At 63.2% G+C, this 16854-nt stretch carries 16 protein-coding genes and 1 riboswitch; of the genes, 9 read left to right on the plus strand and 7 right to left on the minus strand.

Going from position 1 to position 16854, the window contains the following annotated elements; genetic code table 11:
- The first annotated feature begins 61 nt into the window (after window positions 1-61).
- The 3 genes from PQQ96_RS12670 (at window position 62) to PQQ96_RS12680 (ending at window position 3968) form a co-directional block, all read left to right on the plus strand.
- Complete coding sequence (locus PQQ96_RS12670) at window positions 62-913, plus strand: class I SAM-dependent methyltransferase (RefSeq protein ID WP_408292061.1); 852 nt, start codon at window positions 62-64, stop codon at window positions 911-913.
- Between the two features lie 296 nt (window positions 914-1209).
- A complete protein-coding gene (locus tag PQQ96_RS12675) occupies window positions 1210-3480 on the plus strand; it encodes a xanthine dehydrogenase family protein molybdopterin-binding subunit (protein ID WP_408292063.1) in 2271 nt (756 codons plus the stop codon).
- Window positions 3481-3506: 26 nt separating this feature from the next.
- On the plus strand, window positions 3507-3968 hold the full coding sequence (locus PQQ96_RS12680; RefSeq protein ID WP_408292064.1) for a (2Fe-2S)-binding protein: 462 nt from the start codon (window positions 3507-3509) through the stop codon (window positions 3966-3968).
- Window positions 3969-4273: 305 nt separating this feature from the next.
- Here PQQ96_RS12680 and PQQ96_RS12685 read toward each other — a convergent pair whose 3' ends face one another.
- The 6 genes from PQQ96_RS12685 to PQQ96_RS12710 form a co-directional block, all read right to left on the minus strand.
- Window positions 4274-5740 carry an efflux transporter outer membrane subunit gene (locus PQQ96_RS12685; protein ID WP_408292066.1) on the minus strand — a complete coding sequence of 489 codons (1467 nt, stop codon included), beginning with the start codon at window positions 5738-5740 and terminating at the stop codon, window positions 4274-4276.
- Complete coding sequence (locus PQQ96_RS12690) at window positions 5737-6765, minus strand: efflux RND transporter periplasmic adaptor subunit (protein WP_408292068.1); 1029 nt, start codon at window positions 6763-6765, stop codon at window positions 5737-5739. Before PQQ96_RS12690 ends, PQQ96_RS12685 begins: the two co-directional genes overlap by 4 nt.
- Window positions 6762-6971 carry a DUF1656 domain-containing protein gene (locus tag PQQ96_RS12695; RefSeq protein WP_408292070.1) on the minus strand — a complete coding sequence of 70 codons (210 nt, stop codon included), beginning with the start codon at window positions 6969-6971 and terminating at the stop codon, window positions 6762-6764. The genes PQQ96_RS12690 and PQQ96_RS12695 overlap by 4 nt, the downstream gene beginning before the upstream one ends.
- A 45-nt stretch (window positions 6972-7016) precedes the next feature.
- On the minus strand, window positions 7017-9119 hold the full coding sequence (locus PQQ96_RS12700; RefSeq protein WP_408292072.1) for an FUSC family protein: 2103 nt from the start codon (window positions 9117-9119) through the stop codon (window positions 7017-7019).
- A gap of 6 nt (window positions 9120-9125) precedes the next feature.
- Window positions 9126-9587 (minus strand): MarR family winged helix-turn-helix transcriptional regulator, encoded by a 462-nt coding sequence (locus tag PQQ96_RS12705; protein WP_408292074.1) that lies wholly within the window; start codon window positions 9585-9587, stop codon window positions 9126-9128.
- Window positions 9588-9687: 100 nt separating this feature from the next.
- Window positions 9688-10596, minus strand: coding sequence for a LysR family transcriptional regulator (locus PQQ96_RS12710; protein WP_408292076.1), 909 nt, complete (start codon window positions 10594-10596; stop codon window positions 9688-9690).
- 217 nt (window positions 10597-10813) lie between these two features.
- Between PQQ96_RS12710 and PQQ96_RS12715 the strand changes: the two genes are divergently transcribed.
- The 4 genes from PQQ96_RS12715 to PQQ96_RS12730 all read left to right on the plus strand — a co-directional run bounded on the left by PQQ96_RS12715 (window position 10814) and on the right by PQQ96_RS12730 (window position 14898).
- A complete protein-coding gene (locus PQQ96_RS12715) occupies window positions 10814-11890 on the plus strand; it encodes an alpha/beta hydrolase (protein WP_408292078.1) in 1077 nt (358 codons plus the stop codon).
- Complete coding sequence (locus tag PQQ96_RS12720; RefSeq protein WP_408292080.1) at window positions 11887-13248, plus strand: MFS transporter; 1362 nt, start codon at window positions 11887-11889, stop codon at window positions 13246-13248. Before PQQ96_RS12715 ends, PQQ96_RS12720 begins: the two co-directional genes overlap by 4 nt.
- 42 nt (window positions 13249-13290) lie before the next feature.
- Entirely contained in the window at window positions 13291-14304 is a 1014-nt protein-coding gene (locus PQQ96_RS12725; protein ID WP_408292082.1) for an alpha/beta hydrolase, read from the plus strand.
- A gap of 153 nt (window positions 14305-14457) precedes the next feature.
- On the plus strand, window positions 14458-14898 hold the full coding sequence (locus tag PQQ96_RS12730; RefSeq protein ID WP_408292084.1) for a hypothetical protein: 441 nt from the start codon (window positions 14458-14460) through the stop codon (window positions 14896-14898).
- Between the two features lie 67 nt (window positions 14899-14965).
- Here the strand turns inward: PQQ96_RS12730 and PQQ96_RS12735 are convergent, their stop codons facing one another.
- Window positions 14966-15637, minus strand: coding sequence for a histidine phosphatase family protein (locus PQQ96_RS12735; protein WP_408292086.1), 672 nt, complete (start codon window positions 15635-15637; stop codon window positions 14966-14968).
- Between the two features lie 89 nt (window positions 15638-15726).
- A riboswitch (adenosylcobalamin (AdoCbl) riboswitch) is annotated at window positions 15727-15813 on the plus strand.
- A gap of 53 nt (window positions 15814-15866) precedes the next feature.
- Between PQQ96_RS12735 and PQQ96_RS12740 the strand changes: the two genes are divergently transcribed.
- Entirely contained in the window at window positions 15867-16088 is a 222-nt protein-coding gene (locus PQQ96_RS12740; protein WP_120348989.1) for a CbtB domain-containing protein, read from the plus strand.
- 11 nt (window positions 16089-16099) lie between these two features.
- The gene (locus tag PQQ96_RS12745; RefSeq protein WP_408292088.1) at window positions 16100-16846 is read left to right on the plus strand and encodes a CbtA family protein; all 747 of its coding nucleotides are present in this window, start codon (window positions 16100-16102) and stop codon (window positions 16844-16846) included.
- Window positions 16847-16854: the final 8 nt, after the last annotated feature.

Here is a 16854-nt window from a genome sequence, read left to right on the forward strand (position 1 = left end):
GTCGACTTGAACTTGCATAGTGTAGCTTCCTCTCACCGAGAGCAAACACAGGACAACGACCATGGATGCCAGGCACCAGAACGCAAATACACAGACGGCGATTTGGAACGGCAGCTCCGGACGCGCCTGGGTGGCGGCGCAGGAGGTGCTCGACCAGATGTTCAAGCCTTTCGAAGATCTGCTCGTCGACAGGATGTGCGCCGGGTCCGGGCCGCGGGTACTTGACGTCGGCTGCGGGACGGGCAGCACGACACTGGCCGCGGCGCGGCGGCTTGGCGCGAAGGGCCAGTGCATCGGCGCCGATATTTCGGCTCCGATGATTGCCGCCGCTCAGGCACGCGCCGAACGGGACGGTTCGACGGCACGCTTCATTTGCGCCGACGCGCAGACCCATGCATTCGAGCCGGCAAGCTTCGACAGGATCATGTCGCGTTTCGGCGTCATGTTTTTCGATAAGCCGGTCGAGGCGTTTGCAAACCTGCGGCTTGCCGCAAGGGAGGGTGCCGAACTGTGCTGCATCGCGTGGCGGAGTGCTTCTGACAATCCGTTCATGACCACCGCCGAGCGTGCCGCCGCGCCGCTGCTACCGAATCTGCCTGCCCGCCAGCCGGGCACGCCGGGGCAGTTCGCCTTCGCTGACCGGCAACGGGTGTCTTCGATTCTCGAACAAAGCGGCTGGGCCGGGATCGACATCCTTCCGCTCGATGTGGACTGCACGCTGCCCGAGCAGGCATTAGTTGGCTATTTCACTCAGCTTGGCCCCGTTGGTCTGTTCCTTGAAGAGGCAGACGAGCGGACTCGCACTCAAGTCATCGAAACTGTCCGCGCCGCCTTTGATCCCTATGCGCACGGAACGGAGGTTCGCTATACCGCTGCGTGCTGGATGATTAGCGCCCGGGCGCCGTCTGCGTGAACCGGGAAGAAAGCGTTAGCAAAAATCCGCCACGTCCCGTATTTTTCCGCCGTTCAAGCCAGTTGCGCTGCAGCGTGCCACCGCGCGACGAATAACATTTAATGAACTGACACAAGGCTTGCGTCCGCCCTTTCCTCGAAGGGCATCCGCCAACAGCGTGCAGATTGGCTGAAACCCTTAGCTTTCAGTCCCCCACCCACTCTGCCGTCTTACTACTGTTCCGACGAAACAAACTCCCGCGCCAACCCGCGCTTTCACAGCTTCCCCGCCACCGTGCAAGCTGATCGAGTCACACGATGCTAAAGCGCAGAACCTTCCTGCTAGGCGGCGCCGGCGCGCTCGGAGCGCTGCTGGTCGGCTGGTCGGTGTTGCCGCCGGGGCAGCGCCTGACCACCTCCACGCCGCTGCCGATGGACGGCAATCAGGTCGCACTCAACGGCTGGGTCAAGATTTCCGCCGACAACAGTGTGACGATCGTGATGTGCAAAGCGGAAATGGGGCAGGGCATTCACACCGGCCTCGCGATGCTGCTGGCCGAGGAACTGGACGCCGACTGGTCGCAGGTCCGAGTGGAAAACTCGCCGATCGACAAGATCTACAACAGCGTGCAGAACGTCGTTGACGATCTGCCGTTTCGTCCGGACGACGACAGCACGGTCAAGCGCGCCACGGTCTGGATGACCAGCAAGCTGGTGCGCGACGCCGGCACGATGATGACGGGCGGGTCATCGAGCATGAACGATCTATGGACGCCGATGCGTGAAGCCGGCGCCTCGGCGCGCGCAATGCTGATTGGCGCCGCGGCTGCGCAATGGACGGTGCCACCTGGCGAATGCCGCACGGAAGCCGGCTACGTGCTGCACGCATCGGGTCACAAGGCGAGCTTCGGCGAACTGTCCACGATGGCCGCACAGCAGCCGCTGCCACGGAAGGTCGCGCTGAAAGATCCTGCGGACTTCAAACTGATCGGCAAACCGATGCGACGCATCGAAGCCGCCTCGAAAATCAACGGCACGGCTCGCTTCGGCATTGACGCGCTACCCGACGGTCTCATCTACGCAAGTGTCGTGATGTGCCCCACGCTAGGCGGTACGGTGGCGCATTTCGACGCCTCGCCTGCCACAAAAATGCCGGGGTTCATCAAAGCCTTCGCGTTACCGCCCTACGCGGGCGGCAGCGGCGCCGTCGCGGTGATCGCGGACAACGCGTTTCGCGCGATGAACGCAGTCAGCGCCGTCAACGTGGTGTGGAATGATGGGGCTGCAGCAAATCTGTCGAGCGCAGGCGTGGACACCCAGCTCGCGCAGGCACTGGCCGACAGTGACGGCCACGCTTACTACCATCGCGGCGACGTCGATGCCGCACTGAGCGGCGCGGCGCGAACCGTTACTGCCGAGTACCACGCACCGTATCTCGCGCATGGCGCGGTCGAACCGGTGAATTGCACGGTGCAGGTCGCGGACGGCGCAGCTACTGTTTGGGTCTCGACGCAAATTCCGGCCCTCGCGCGCCAGCACGTCGCGAAAGTGCTGGATATCGACGCCGACAAGGTCGACGTGCAAACGCAACTGCTCGGCGGTGCTTTCGGGCGCCGTCTCGAACTCGATTTCATCGCGCAAGCCGCGGCGATCGCCCGCGAGGGTGGCGGCCGTCCGGTGCAAACAATCTGGTCGCGTGCGGAGGATTTCACCCACGATTTCTATCGTCCGGCGTGCGTGTCGCGACTGAAGGCCGGTTTCGACAGAGACGGCAAGCTGCTCGCGTGGCATGCCACGTCCGCGAGTCAGGCGATCGTGCCGGAAGCGCTCGCGCGTTGCTACGGCGTGCCCCGAGTTCCCATCGACAAAACCACCTGCGAGGGCGCGTTCGATCAGCCCTACGAATGGCCCACCGCGCGTGTGGCGCACAAGATCGTCGAATTGCCCGTACCGGTTGGATTCTGGCGGTCGGTTGGCCATTCGCACCAGGCGTTTTTCACCGAGGGTTTTACCGACGAACTCGCCGCAGCCACAGGTCAGGACCCGATTGCATTTCGCGCGGCGCTGCTCGCTCAGCATCCGCGCCATCTGGCTGTGTTAAGACGCGTGGCAGCGTTATCGGATTGGGGACATCCCCTGACGCATGCCGCCGACGGCACCAGGCGGGCGCGTGGCGTTGCGCTGCACGAAGCGTTCGGCAGTGTCGTCGCGCAGGTGGCGGAGGTATCCGTCGGCCCTGACAAGCAGATTCGCGTGCACCGGGTAGTCTGCGTGATCGATTGCGGACTGCCGGTGAATCCAAACCTGATTCGTCAGCAGATGGAGAGCGGCATCGTGTTCGGTCTGTCGACTGCGTTGCAGGACGAAATCACTATTGTTGGCGGGGTGGTGACGCAGAAGAACTTCGTCGATTTCCCGGTCGTGCGGATGAACGATTGTCCCGTAATCGAAACCGACATCATGCCGAGCCAGATGCACCCGCAAGGCGTCGGTGAACTGGGGGTTCCACCTATAGCGCCGGCGGTGGCCAACGCTGTGTTCGCGCTGACCGGCCAGCGCTTGCGAACGTTGCCGTTGAAGCTCGCGTGAAGCGCACTGAATTGACGGAGAAAAGCATGGGATCGCTAAACATCAACGGCCGGGCGGTGGCCGTGCAAGCCGAACCGGATATGCCGCTCCTGTGGGTGCTGCGGTGCGACCTCGGTATGACCGGCACCAAGTTCGGCTGCGGTGTGGGCATTTGCGGCGCCTGCACGATCCACCTGGACGGCAAGGCGGGCCTTGCCTGCCAGACTCTCATGTCGAGTCTGCGTACGCAGAAGATCACAACCATCGAAGGCGTGCAGGGCGCCGAAGCAGAGGCGCTGAAGGCGGCGTGGATCGATCTCGACGTGGTGCAGTGCGGCTATTGTCAGAGCGCGCAACTGATGGCGGCCTGCGCGCTACTCAAGCAGAAACCCAATCCCACCGATGCGGACATCGACGCGGCGATGTCCAACATCGTGTGCCGTTGCGGGACGTATCCGAGGGTGCGCGCCGCGATTCATCAGGCGGCCGCGAAGCACCGCCCCGCTTAAGGCCGGCAGCGCCGCGGCGCAGGTGCCCGCGCCTGCCAATCGCGAACCGATCGCCGCGCAATCGGGCTCAATTCGCCAGCATCTCCACGAGCGCGACGACTACCGTAAAAACGCCGATACAGCCGCCCAGTGTGGCTGCGCCTTGCATGAAGTGCGACATACGTAACCCCGTAACGAGTAGTTGAGGCTCGTATTTAACCTGAATTGAAAGGTAAAAGAAAGCTTGTCAGTAATAGTGATTTACCCGAAGGCGACCAGCACGGATGGCGGCCGTAAGTCGATCCCACTGGCGCCGGCCAAGCCTGTCAGGGCGCTTTGGTGGCCGCCGTCGGCGCATCGGTCTCCCACCCGCCGCCGAGCGCGAGGAACAGGTTGACCTGATCGATCGCCACCTGGCCTTCCGCGGCCGCCACCTGAGACTTCGTCGAGGTCAGCGTGCGGGTCGCATCCAGATCCGAAATGAACGACTCGCGTCCGGCGCGATATAGCCGATGGGTTTCATCCGCGGACTCGGTGGCCGACTTCAACGCGGCACCTAAAGCGTCAGCGCGGGCGGCGTCGGACGCGTAGGTTGCGAGGCTGGTTTCGGTTTCGCGCAACGCGGTCAGCACCACGCCGTCGAACTTCGCCAACGCCACGTTGCTCGACGCTTCCGCCTCTCGCACACGGCCTCGTGCGCCATTCGTGGGGAAGGTCCAGCTGATCAGCGGACCGAAGGCCCAGCGCGCCGTCGGCGACGTGCCGAGGTCTTCCAGAATCCCGGTCAAACCCGCCGATGCCCCGATGCTCACAGTCGGATACAACGCGCCCGTCGCGACGCCGATGCGCGCCGTCGAAGCCGCCAGTTGACGCTCGGCCTCGCGCACGTCCGGACGGCGCTTGAGCAGCGCGGCACCATCGCCGACCGGAATCGGCTGACGGATCTGCGGCAGCGTGCTGCAGGCCAGCACGGCCGGCGGCAAATCGGACGGTGCGCGAGCCAGCAGCGCCGCGAGCCGGTATTGCGCAATCTGGCGGCGCGCCGTGTAGCGTGGAATATCCGCCGCCAGGGTATCGACCTGGGTCTGGCCACGCGTCACATCGGGCTGATTGCCGCGGCCCGCGTCGCGCAGCCGGCGCGACACATCCACACGCTCCTTCTGCAGCGCCAGCGACTGCTGCGCGACTCTGAGCTCCTCGGCCGCCGAGCACTGTTCGACATACGAGCGCACGACATCCGCGACCACGGTGATCCGCGCGAGATCGCCGGCTGCCTGCACCGATTCCGTATCCGCCGCCGCCGCTTCGACGCCACGCCGGAGCTTGCCGAACAGATCGATTTCGTACGAAATGCTGATGCCGAGGTCGCCTTCGTTAGCGACCGGCAGTTTGTTGAAGAGCAGATACTGCTCGGCCGATTCCTGCGCCCGCTCGACGAGCGCCGACGTCTTGCCGGAGAAGCCGCCCTGCGCCTGCGCCACACCCAGTGCTTCACGCGAACGCGCGAGGTTGGCCGCCGCGACGCGCAAGTCGGTGTTCGATTGCAGCGCTTCGTCGACGAGGCTGTTCAGCACCGGATCGTCATAGAGCTTCCACCAGATCGCGGGCACGTTCTGCCGGGTGGTCAGTTTGGCATCGGCGCCTTCGATCGGTGCGTTGGCGAGGGGCGCGTTGACCAGCGCCTGCTTCGGCAGCGAGTAATTCGGGCCGACGTTCATGCAGCCATTGAGCGCGACGGTCAAAGGCAGCAGCGGCAACAGCGGCAATAAGGGCAGGGCACAGGACAGCTTCATTGCGACGCGCCCGAAATAACGGCAGCAGATGCCGGCTGCGCAGTAGAAGCAGCCGGAACAGCAGACGTAGCCGAAGACATAGCCGACGTCGAAGCCGACGCCGCCGATGCATCCACCGCCCCCGACGCACCCGCAGCCGGCCGCGGCTTGCCGGTCGGCGACAGATCGAGCACCGACACCGTCGCCGTGCGTCCGGCGATCATGCGGAAGTCGGCCGGCACCTCGTCGAGCGCAACGCGCACCGGAATCCGTTGCGCAAGCCGCACCCAGCTGAACGCCGGATTCACGTTCGGCAGCAGATTCGAGCCTTGCGTGCGGTCACGATCTTCAATCCCCGCGACGATGCTTTGCACGTGACCGCGCAGCACCTTGGGCTCGCCCATCACCTGGATATCGACCCGCTGGCCGATGTCGATGCCACGCAGCTTGGTTTCTTCGAAATAACCGTCGACCCGGAACGAATGCATATCCACCACCGCCAGCACGGCCCGGCCCGCGGAGACGAACTCGCCGGTCCGCGGCGCGCGGTCGTTCAGATAACCGTCGACCGGACTCACGATGGTGGTGCGTTGCAGATTGAGCTTGGCCGTATCGATCGCGACGTTCGCATCGGCGAGCGCGGCCTCTGCCGTTTCGACACGCGAGCGGCTTTCTTCGGCGACTTCCGCCGCGACGAGGTTGCCGAGCTGGTGGTTACGCGCGTCTTCGCGGCGAGCCTGATCGAGCGTGGCGCGGCGTTGTTGCGCGGTGGCCTGCGCCTGGCGCAGTGCGAGCGCATAGCGGGCCTGATCGATCACGAACAGCACCTGGCCTTGCTTGACCTGCTGGTTGTCAACCACCTCGACCGATGAGATCAGCCCGGAGATATCCGGCGCGACCTGGATCACGTCGGCGCGGACGTGGCCGTCGCGAGTCCACGGCGCGAACATGTAGTAGGCGACCAGTTTCCACAGCACGAAGGCTGCAGCCACGACGACGATCAGGGTCAGCAGAATTTGACCGACGGAGAACCAGGTTTTTTTCACGTTATTAGTCTGTGCGAAACGACGACGGCAAGGCCCAGCACCAGCACATAGATGCCGAGATCGAAGATGGAACGGTGCCAGACGAAGCGGTAAAAGCCGACGCGTGCGAGCACCGTGCGGATGGCCAGGTTGATCAGATAGGCGATCAACATCAGCACGAGCACGGCCGGCACGAACACGCCGAAGATATCGATTTCACCGATCATCGCGGGAACTGGAAAAAGGGTGGATCGGGTTGCGGGACGGGCGCATCAGGCAGCGGCCTCCGGTTCGGGCGGCGTGGGTGTGATTAGCGTGGCCGGAAACAGCGAAAGACGCAAGCCGACCAGCGCGTGCAGCGCCTCGCGCAGCCGGCGTGCCGAGGTTTGCGAGGTCGGGCTCGGCGCGCCGGCATTGGCGAGCCCTTGTGCCGTAACGCGCGCCACGGCTGCATCGATCGACGACATCAGGCTCTCGGGCACCGGTTGGCGCACGCGCCGGTCGATGCAGGTTTCGAAGTATTGACGCACGTCGTCGAGGACATGCTCGATCGCGGCCGGTGCTTCGCCGCCGAGCCTGGCGGTCACGCGGCGCAGATCGAGTGCATTGAAGGCAATGCGCAGATCGCGGAAGCTTTCGATCGACGGATGGCGATGGTCATCCGTGGCGGCAAGGCGCGGGATTAGCTGCATCAGACGGTCGAGCATGCGTGCGGCGAGATTGCGGGGGTCTTCGATCGGCCTTGTGGATGCCGTCAGCGCCACGTCGGCCCAGCTCGAGCGCAACAGCCGGGAAGCCGCGAATTCGGCGCCGAACGGGCGCGTCACGCGGGTCCACAGATAGGCATAGAGCAAGCCGGCGAGGCCCGCGAGATTGCTGTTCAGGAAGATCAGAAAGTCGGCCGAGTAGGCATCCTGAATGCTGATGAAGGTGGCGGTATTGACGGCCACCAGCACCGTGACCATATTGAACTGCGGGCGCGGGATCAGCGTGCCGACGAGAATGAACGGCGCGGCGAACAGGATGACCAGCATCGGAAAATCATGCACATGCGGCAGTACGGCGAACAGATAAATGCCGGCGGCCACTACGGCGATTGCCGTGGCGACGAAGAACCTGAACACCATGGGCGCGGGTTCGTCGAGCGCGGCGAAGAAGCAGCAGGCGATCGCCGCCAGCGTCACCGCACTGGCGCCGTCCGCCCAGCCTGAGCTGATCCACAGACTGCACGCGATAATCACGGCAGCGCCCGCGGAAACCGTTGAAAACAGCATGATGCCGCGGTCGAAGAACTGCTCGGTGCCGCCCAGCCGCCAATGGCGGAAGCGTGGCCGCCACGAGCCTTCTTCGCGCGCGATGATGATGCGCAGCGAGCGGCAGTCTTGCCACACATCGATCACCTGTTTCATACGCCACAGTGCGTTCGAAAGCAGCGCGCTGTCCCAGTTTGCGAGGGCGGCCGGCGTCGGCTGCATCGCGGCGATGCGCTCGCGCAATGCGTTGGCGACCGCGTCGGGGTGATGACCCCCGCTGGCCGCGGGAAGCGGCGTATTGAACCACTTGATGACGTCGTTGAGCAACGCTTCGAGACCCTCTGGCCATGTCTGCCGGCCGCTGTTGTACAGCGCGATCAGCGGATCGGCCAGCGCCGACATCATCGGCAGCAGTAACTGCATGCGCCCGCGCAACTCGTGAGCGTGGGTCAGGATGTCCGGCCGGGTATTGTCGTAGGCAAGCTGGCTCAGCAGCAGTTCCAGCCCGTTGATGGTGGACGCGATCCGCTGGCGAGCCCCCGAGATTGCCGAGCCCGCAATGCGCCCGGACAGCGTTTCGGTCGCATAGAACGCCGCGTCGCGAAACCACGCGTCGGTGCGCTCGATAAGGGTGGGCGCGAGCCGGCTAGGAAACAGCGAACTGCCGACAATGCTCGCGCACACTATGCCGAGCAGAATCTCCTCGGTGCGGCTGATAGCCAGATCGAACACGCCGCCTGGATTGGTCACCGAAGGCAAGGCGATGATCGGCATGGTGTACGCCGCCAGCATGAACACGTAACTGCGCGCGGTACGGTCAGACACGGCCAGATACAGCAGCGTGCCGGTCCACAACGCGACGATCACGCTGAACAGATAGGGCGATTCGACGAACGGCGGTACCAGCAGCACCGCGGCCGACGCGCCGAGTGCAGTGCCGAGTGCGCGATAGAGCGCCTTGGAGCGGGTCGCGCCGACAAACGGATTCGATACGATGTAGACGGTGGCCATCGCCCAGTACGGCCGCGGCAACTCGAGCGCGAGACCGATATAGAGCGCGATCATCGCCGCGGCAAACGTCTTGACCGAGAACAGCCAGTCGCGAATGGTGGGATAGGCCATAAACCGTTACTTGGCGTCCCTGGTATTGGGTGGCGCCGCTGTGTCGGCCGTGAAAGCGGCCAGCACCCGCAAGGTCGCTTCGAGATCGCTGCGCGGGATACCTTTCAAAGCCTGCGCGCGCAACGTATTAAGTTCTTCTTCCATTTTCGCGGTGACGGCGCGGCCCTCATCGGTGAGCACCACGGTCTTGGCGCGCCGGTCTTCGGGATCTTCGTCGCGGCGCATCAGGCCGGCGGCGCACAGTTGATCGAGTAGCCGCACGAGCGAGGGCCCTTCAATACCGATGTGATCGGCCAGCGTGACCTGCCGCACCGCTTCGCCGAGCCGGCTGGCGGTCAGGAGCGGCGTGGCGCACGCTTCGGAGACGTTGAAGGCCGCGAGCACGCCATGGCTTGTGCGCCGCCATTTTCTGGCAGCGACGACCAGGGTGCTGCTTACGGTGCGGCGCAAGGCATCGAGATTCGACATGGCCGGTATTGTATTTCTAAAATATTCGTTAGCAAACTATTGAATTGCGGATTTTTTGTGACACCGGTCTGTGTGGCGCTGGCGCAGGAGCCCGGCACATTCAGCCGTGAATGCGCGCCTTCACCAGTTCGATGAAGCGGGTCGCAGCGCTATTGCGTAGTCCCGCAGGGTAGGCAAGATGCAATGGGGCGCTCAACTTCGCGGGATTCAGCAACGTGCAATACACCGTTCCCACCTGGTCGTAACGTTGCATCGACGCCGGCACCAGCGTGACCCCTAACCCTGCTGCGACCAGATTGATCCCCGACACCATGCGCGGCACCTCGCGCGCAATCCGCGGCACGAACCCGGCTTGTCGGCACGCTGCCAGGATGTCCGCATACATGCCAGGTGCTCCCGGCCGACGGACCAGAATGAAGTCCTCGTGCGCCAGCGCCTTTAACGACACCTGTGGCCGTTTTTTGCCCGCCCCCTTTAGCAATGGATGCCCAACAGGCAATACCACCACCATCGGCTCGTCGAGCAATAACTCGAACGCCACGCCCTCGCGCGCGTCGACCGGCTTGCGGAGAAACGCGGCCTGAATCTGCCCCGCGGCCAGACGCTCGATAATCTCCGCCGCGTTGAGCTCGGCAAGCTCCACGGCGACTTCGGGACACACCGCGCGAAAGGCCCGGATCGTCTCCGTCGTGAAGGGATGGAACGCAGCCGAACTGGTGAGGCCGATCGAGATCGTGCCGAGTTCGCCGCGCGCGATCCGATGCGCCTTGTCCACCGACTGCTGCAGGTCTTGCAGCAAGCGTTGCGCGTCTTCCGCAAAGGCCTGCCCCGCGGGCGTCAAGGTTACGCCGCGCGGCATGCGCACGAATAGTTCGAAGCCGATCTCTTCTTCCAGCGTTCGAATCTGCTGCGAGAGTGGCGGCTGTTGCATCGCCAGCCGCTCAGCCGCACGCGTGAATTGACCTTCCTCGGCAACTGCCAGGAAGTAGCGCAAGTGGCGAAGCTCCATGGTGTTCCGTCTCCCTGGCCGCTTTACGTTCTGTTCATTGCCATATTTTATAAATATGGAGGGTGCGAAAAACAGGTATTTTACATTTGGCCCGTCCGGTCCTACGATCTGGTTCATCGCGTCGGCTGGTGCTGGTTCTGGATTTTTGGGCTTATCAACGACGGATTCGACGATGCACCGCGTTCAAGACGGTGCACAGCAATCAGGAGCAAGGTGCATGACATTCAATCGTTTACGATGTTTGGCGAGGGGCGGCCTGGCCGTTGGCGCAGCGATGCTGACATGGCTCGCACCACCGGCATTCGCGGTGAATGCTCACGCATCCCATCTGAAGCCGGCGGCGGTGATCTCGGATACCCGGTTCACGATCGACACGTCACAAGGGCAAGCTGAATTCCCGCTGTATCTGTCGAAGGATTGGAACGTCGCGCAACCCCAGGTGACGCGCGCGGTGATCGTGGTTCACGGCAAATTGCGCAACGCCGACGTGTACTTCCGCACTGCGCAAAATGCACGCGAAGCGGCTCATGCGGACGCCGACGCCACGCTTCTGATCGCACCGCAGTTCCTTGCCACGCTCGACATGCGCGCGCATGACGAGCCGGCCGATCTGCTGCGCTGGAAGGGCGACGCGTGGATGGGCGGCGAGGCGGCGCGGGCGCCGCTGCCTATCAGTTCGTACGCGGTGCTGGACGCGATCGTTGCGCGTCTCGCGGATCGCAAGCTGTTTCCGAATCTGCAACACGTGGTGTTCGCAGGACATTCGGGCGGCGCACAGGTCGTGCAGCGTTACGCCGTGGCGGCGCGTAACATCGACGTGCTGACCCGCGAAGGCATCGACGTGCGCTACGTGGTCGCGAACCCATCGACGTATGCGTATTTCGACGCGCAACGGCCGAATGCGCAAGGTGTCGCGGCGCCGTTCGACGCCGCGCAATGCGCTGACTTCAATCAGTGGAAATACGGCATGGACAATCGGCCGCCGTACCTCAATGACCGCTCGCCCGCGCAACTCGAAGCGACCTATGCGTCGCGCCGGATCGACTACCTGGTCGGCGGCGCGGATACCGATCCGCAGCAAAGCGCGCTCGATAGAAGCTGTGCTGCCGAAGCGCAAGGTCCGCAGCGCTTCGCGCGTGCAGAAGCTTATTACCGGTATATCCAGTCGCGTCATCCTGAAGGACTGAACCAGAGCTTTCATATCGTGCCGGGCGTCGGCCACGATGGCGCGCGCATGCTGACATCCGTCTGCGCACTGTCGGCGATGTTCGATACCCAGGGATGCGAGCAATGAGTGAGGCGAGCTTGAATCAGCGTGACGGTGCGGGGTCCGCTACGGAGGCATCCAACGGCTTGAGCCCGTCGATGGTGCGGCGCGCGATCTTCGCCTCGGTGCTCGGCAACGGGCTCGAGTGGTTCGATTTCCTGATCTACGGCTACTTCGCGAAGATCATCGCGCAGGTATTCTTTCCCAGTGGCAGTGGCTTCGTGTCGATCATGCTGACGCTCGCTACGTTCGCCGTCGGCTTCATCGTACGGCCGATCGGCGGCATTCTGTTCGGCATCTACGCAGACCGGGCGGGGCGGCGCACAGCGCTGTCGCTGCTGATCATTTCGATGGCGGCGAGCACGCTGTTGATGGGCCTCACGCCCGGTTATGCCAGCATCGGCATCGCGGCGCCGTTGCTCGTGGTGCTCGCACGGCTCTTGCAAGGGTTGTCGGTGGGCGGGCAGTTCGCGACCGCCTCGGCGATGCTCGTCGAGTATGCGCCGCCGCACAAGAAGATGTTCTATGGCAGCTTCAATATGTCGGCGCAGGCGTTTGCGTTGCTGCTTTCGTCGGGTGTCGGTTATCTGCTGACCACGCAACTTACGCACGAGCAACTGGTGGCATGGGGCTGGCGTCTGCCGTTTCTGTTCGGCGCGCTGGCAGGGCCGTTCGGTTTCTACATCCGGCATCGTGTGGCTGAGTCGCCGGAGTTCGAGCGTTTGCTTGATCACAAAGACAAGCCGCCGCGCGTGACGGTGCGCCAGTTCTTCCGCGATAACGGCGATGCGGCGATCTGCGCGATGGGCGTGATCATTGTCGGCGCAGCGACCAATTACGTGTGGCACTCGTATCTATCCGTCTATGTCGAGCGGCAACTGCATCTGCCGCTCTCCACCGCGCTGCTCGGCGCGTTTGTGTCGGGCGTCCTGAATCTGTTTCTGTTTCCTCTGTCCGGCAAGCTCGCCGATCGCTACGGCGCATACCGGCTGTTCTATCCGATCGTGATCGCGTGGATGGTGTGCGTGTATCCGCTTTATCACTTCGTCGTGACCAATCCGACACCGGGGCATCTGTTCATCGCGCAGATGGTCGCGACGGTGTTCCTCGCCGCCATGTCCGGTGCGCATCCCGGCATGCTTGCGACGCTGTTTCCGGTACGTAGTCGTTCGGCGGGTGTGGCGCTGTCGTACAACATTGCGGTGACGGTATTCGGCGGCATGGCGCCGCTCACCATCACCGGCCTGACGCATCTGACCGGCAGCAGTTTGACGCCGGCGTTCTATCTGATTTTTGCCGGTTTCGTATCGCTTGCGATGGTGTATTTCACGCGATCGGGACGCGAGGCGGGCAGCGCAACTGCGAAGTTCGTCGCGCCGCGTTAGCCGTCACTCGTTAGATTTATTGGATTAACCAGAGCTTATTGCATGACCCAGCCTTTGATCACAGATGACGAACGCGCGCCGAATGAGCATCCGGTCGCGGTCGTCGCGAGCCGGCATCTGAGTGTCGCGACGCAAGCGGGCGGCGGCACCGTGCCAGTGCTCGCGAACGGCGACTGGCTTGTGCCGACGCGTGACGTTAAGCGCGCGGTGATTCTGATTCACGGACGCTTACGCAATGCGGATACGTACTTCGATCTGGCGGAGCGCGCGTGCGCGCTTGCCGGTGGCGACGCGGCCGATACGCTACTGATCGTGCCGCAATTTCTCGCGAGCGCAGACGTTAGCGCACATGCCTTACCGCCGTCCATGCTGCATTGGGAGTGGACGAGCTGGATGGGCGGTGAGAATGCCGAAGGTCCGGCGCCGCTCAGTTCGTTCGATGTGCTTGACGCGATCTTGCATACGTTGGCGTCGCGCGAGCAGTTTGCGTCGCTGAGCGAGGTGGTGATCGCAGGGCATTCGGGCGGTGGCCAGGTGGTGCAGCGCTATGCCGTAGTGACGCAGGGTGAAGCAACGCTCGTTGCGCGCGGGATCGCGCTGCGCTATGTGGTCGCGAATCCATCATCGTATGTGTACTTCGATGCGATGCGGCCGACTGCATCCGGCGAGTTCGCAGCGTTCGATGCGGCGGCGTGTCCGTCGTTTAATCGCTGGAAGTATGGGCTTGAGGGGCTGCCTGCCTATGTTTCGACTAGCGGGGACGCGGGTTCTGCTCGTGTACTCGAGTCGCGCTATGCGCGTCGTGATGTCACCGTGCTGCTCGGCGGCGCGGATTGCGATCCGCAGCATCCGGCACTTGACCGTTCATGTGCCGCGCAGACGCAAGGGGCTCATCGGCTGGAGCGTGGACTGGCTTACGCGCGTTATATGGCGTTGAGGCATCCGGAAGGATTGGCGAAGCATCGTACGCTTGTGATCGACGGCGTTGGGCATGATGCGAAGGGGATTTTTTCATCGGCGCAGGGATTGGTCGCGTTGTTCGGCGTCGGCAGTTGACGTGTGTTCTCAAAACGCTGATCGAGGCGTTCGGCGCATGCCTATCCAGGGGCATGAACTGCGTTAACCAAGGTGCGGTCGGCGGGTATGGGCACGAAGCGTGCTACTCCACTCATGCCATCCGTGAGCCACCTTCCGAAGGACTGCGCCGATATGAACAAGACCAGAATTCTCGCCGCCGCGATCACCGCTGTATCGCTGAGCGCCTTGCTGCCGTGCGGGGCGAATGCCGACGATGCGCCGAGCCCGTGCGCGTCGCTCAAACGGATTGTCGCAGCGGCACCGGACGGTTTGGCCTCGCTGACACCGGAAGACGGTAAAGGCGTCGCGCAACCCTACGGCGATGACGCGCAATGCTCGGCGAGCCGTGGCAGCTACCAATGCACGTGGACGCCGCACCATGACGCCGGCTCGAGTGCGGACGCGCTGCAGTCCGTCGCGGCGGACATCGCAGCGTGTCTGCCGGACGCGACGCATGAGCAGAATTCGCCGGGACGTCAGCACTTTTATCTAGGTACACGCGCGAGGCGGACCGATATCACGTTGACGCGGGCCGGTTCGAACAAGCTGAGGTTGGTTGTATCGGGTAAGTGATGGGGTACGTAAGCGGGTACGTGGGCTTCGAGTCAGCTATTCGCACGCGGCAGATGTCCGGCCGTCGTTACTGTGACGCCGGCCACCACGTCCAGCCGCGTCGCGAGTGTCGCAACTCAACCATCGAAAGCGGCGCGATCTCAATGCGCGGAAACACCGCCGGCGATGCCTCGAGCGCATGAACAATCGCGGCCCTGATTACCGGCGCGTGCGTGATGGCGACGACATGTTCCGTATTACGCTGCGCGTTGCCTGTTCCTGCGCTTAACGCGCGGTCTTTTGTCCCGTTCGTTCTATCGCTTGATGCACTGTCCGTTGCTCGGGGCACGCCCTCGCTCAACGCGTCGTCTAGCGCATCGAGCCACTGTCCTACCCGCTTCACGAGTTGACTGAATGACTCGCCACCGTGTGCGGCAGCGTCCGGATCGTGTGTCCACGCGGCGACGTCTTGCGGTGCTTCGACGGCGAGATCAGCGAGGCAGCGGCCATGCCACAGGCCGTAGTCCATATCCGCGAGCCCCTTGTGGACCGATGCGCTGAGACCCAAGGCCAACGCCGTATCGCGCGCGCAAACGGCAGGGCTGACGAAAGCCGCCGCGTCGTCCGGAATCGACAGACGCACACGTGTCGCGCCTGCTTCGGCGATGCCGCGTGCATCGAGCGGATCATCGGCGGGGAAGCGGGCCGCGCGCATCGCCGCGGTCGATGCGTGGCTGATCAGTAACAGCCGTGTGTCCATTCAGTTGAGTTCCATAGAGGCCTGATTAACGCGAGACGCATGCATTGCGTTTCCGGGAGGCGAAGTTTAGCGCGTAGAATAACGCGCACTGCGAAGTACGGAAGCCGGTGAGAGCCCGGCGCGGTCGCGCCACTGTAATCGGCATTTACTGCCGAAAGCCAGACCTGAACTTCGCACTATCTTTCTTCAATCGACTTTCGGGGCGCGTTACCCCCAGGAGATGTCCATTATGTCCAACGCTGTTTTCGATTCTGCGACTCAACCCGTCGCTCAACCCACGCCGATTCCGCTGCGTGAGTTGTTGCCGTGGGTCGTGTTCGGCGGTTTGCTGCTGTTGCTCGCCATTTATTTCGTTGGTGCAGAAGAAGGTGCCACCTCGCTGGTGCCGGGTATGTACGTGCATGAATTCGTGCACGACGGCCGCCATCTGCTCGGCTTTCCTTGCCACTAACGGAGTTAAACATGGTTGGTAAATTGTTGGTACGCGGGATGCTTGCAGGCATCGCCGCAGGGTTGCTCACGTTCGGCTTCGCCAGAGTGGTAGGCGAGCCGCAGGTCGATCAGGCGATTTCCTTCGAAGAAAAAGCCGATGCCGCCAAAGGCGAAGCGCCCGAACCCGAAATCGTGAGCCGTGAAACGCAAGCCGGGCTGGGATTGTTGACGGGTGTGGTGACGTATGGCGCTGCATTCGGCGGCCTTTTCTCACTGGTGTTTGCGTATGCATATGGACGCGTCGGCGCATTGAGCGCGCGTGCGTTGTCCGCGTGGTTGGCGCTTGGCGCGTTTATCACGCTGGTGATTGTCCCGAACATCAAATATCCGGCGAATCCACCCTCGGTGGGCGACCCCGAGACGATCGGGATGCGGACCGGCTTGTTCTTCCTGATGATTGCGATCTCGCTGGCCACGATGGTGTTCTCGCTGAAGGTGCGACGCCGCGCGGCGCTCAAGCTGGGCGCGTGGAATGGCTCGATCGTGGCCGGTGTGGTGTTTGTTGTGATCATTGCTGCTGTGCAGTTGTCGATGCCGGTGATCAACGAAGTACCGGCGGCCTTCCCGGCGGTGCTGTTGTGGAAGTTCCGCGTCGCGGCAATCGGGATGCAGGTGATTATGTGGACGACCGTTGGGCTGCTGTTCGGCGCCATGGTTGAGCGGAGCAAACTGCTGGCGCCTGCGAGCCGCAGCGCGGCGAAGTCCGCTTACCTTTGATGTACGCG

Origin of the sequence: Paraburkholderia sediminicola, from assembly GCF_046027825.1 — a bacterium.
Classification (GTDB): Bacteria; Pseudomonadota; Gammaproteobacteria; order Burkholderiales; family Burkholderiaceae; genus Paraburkholderia; species Paraburkholderia sediminicola_D.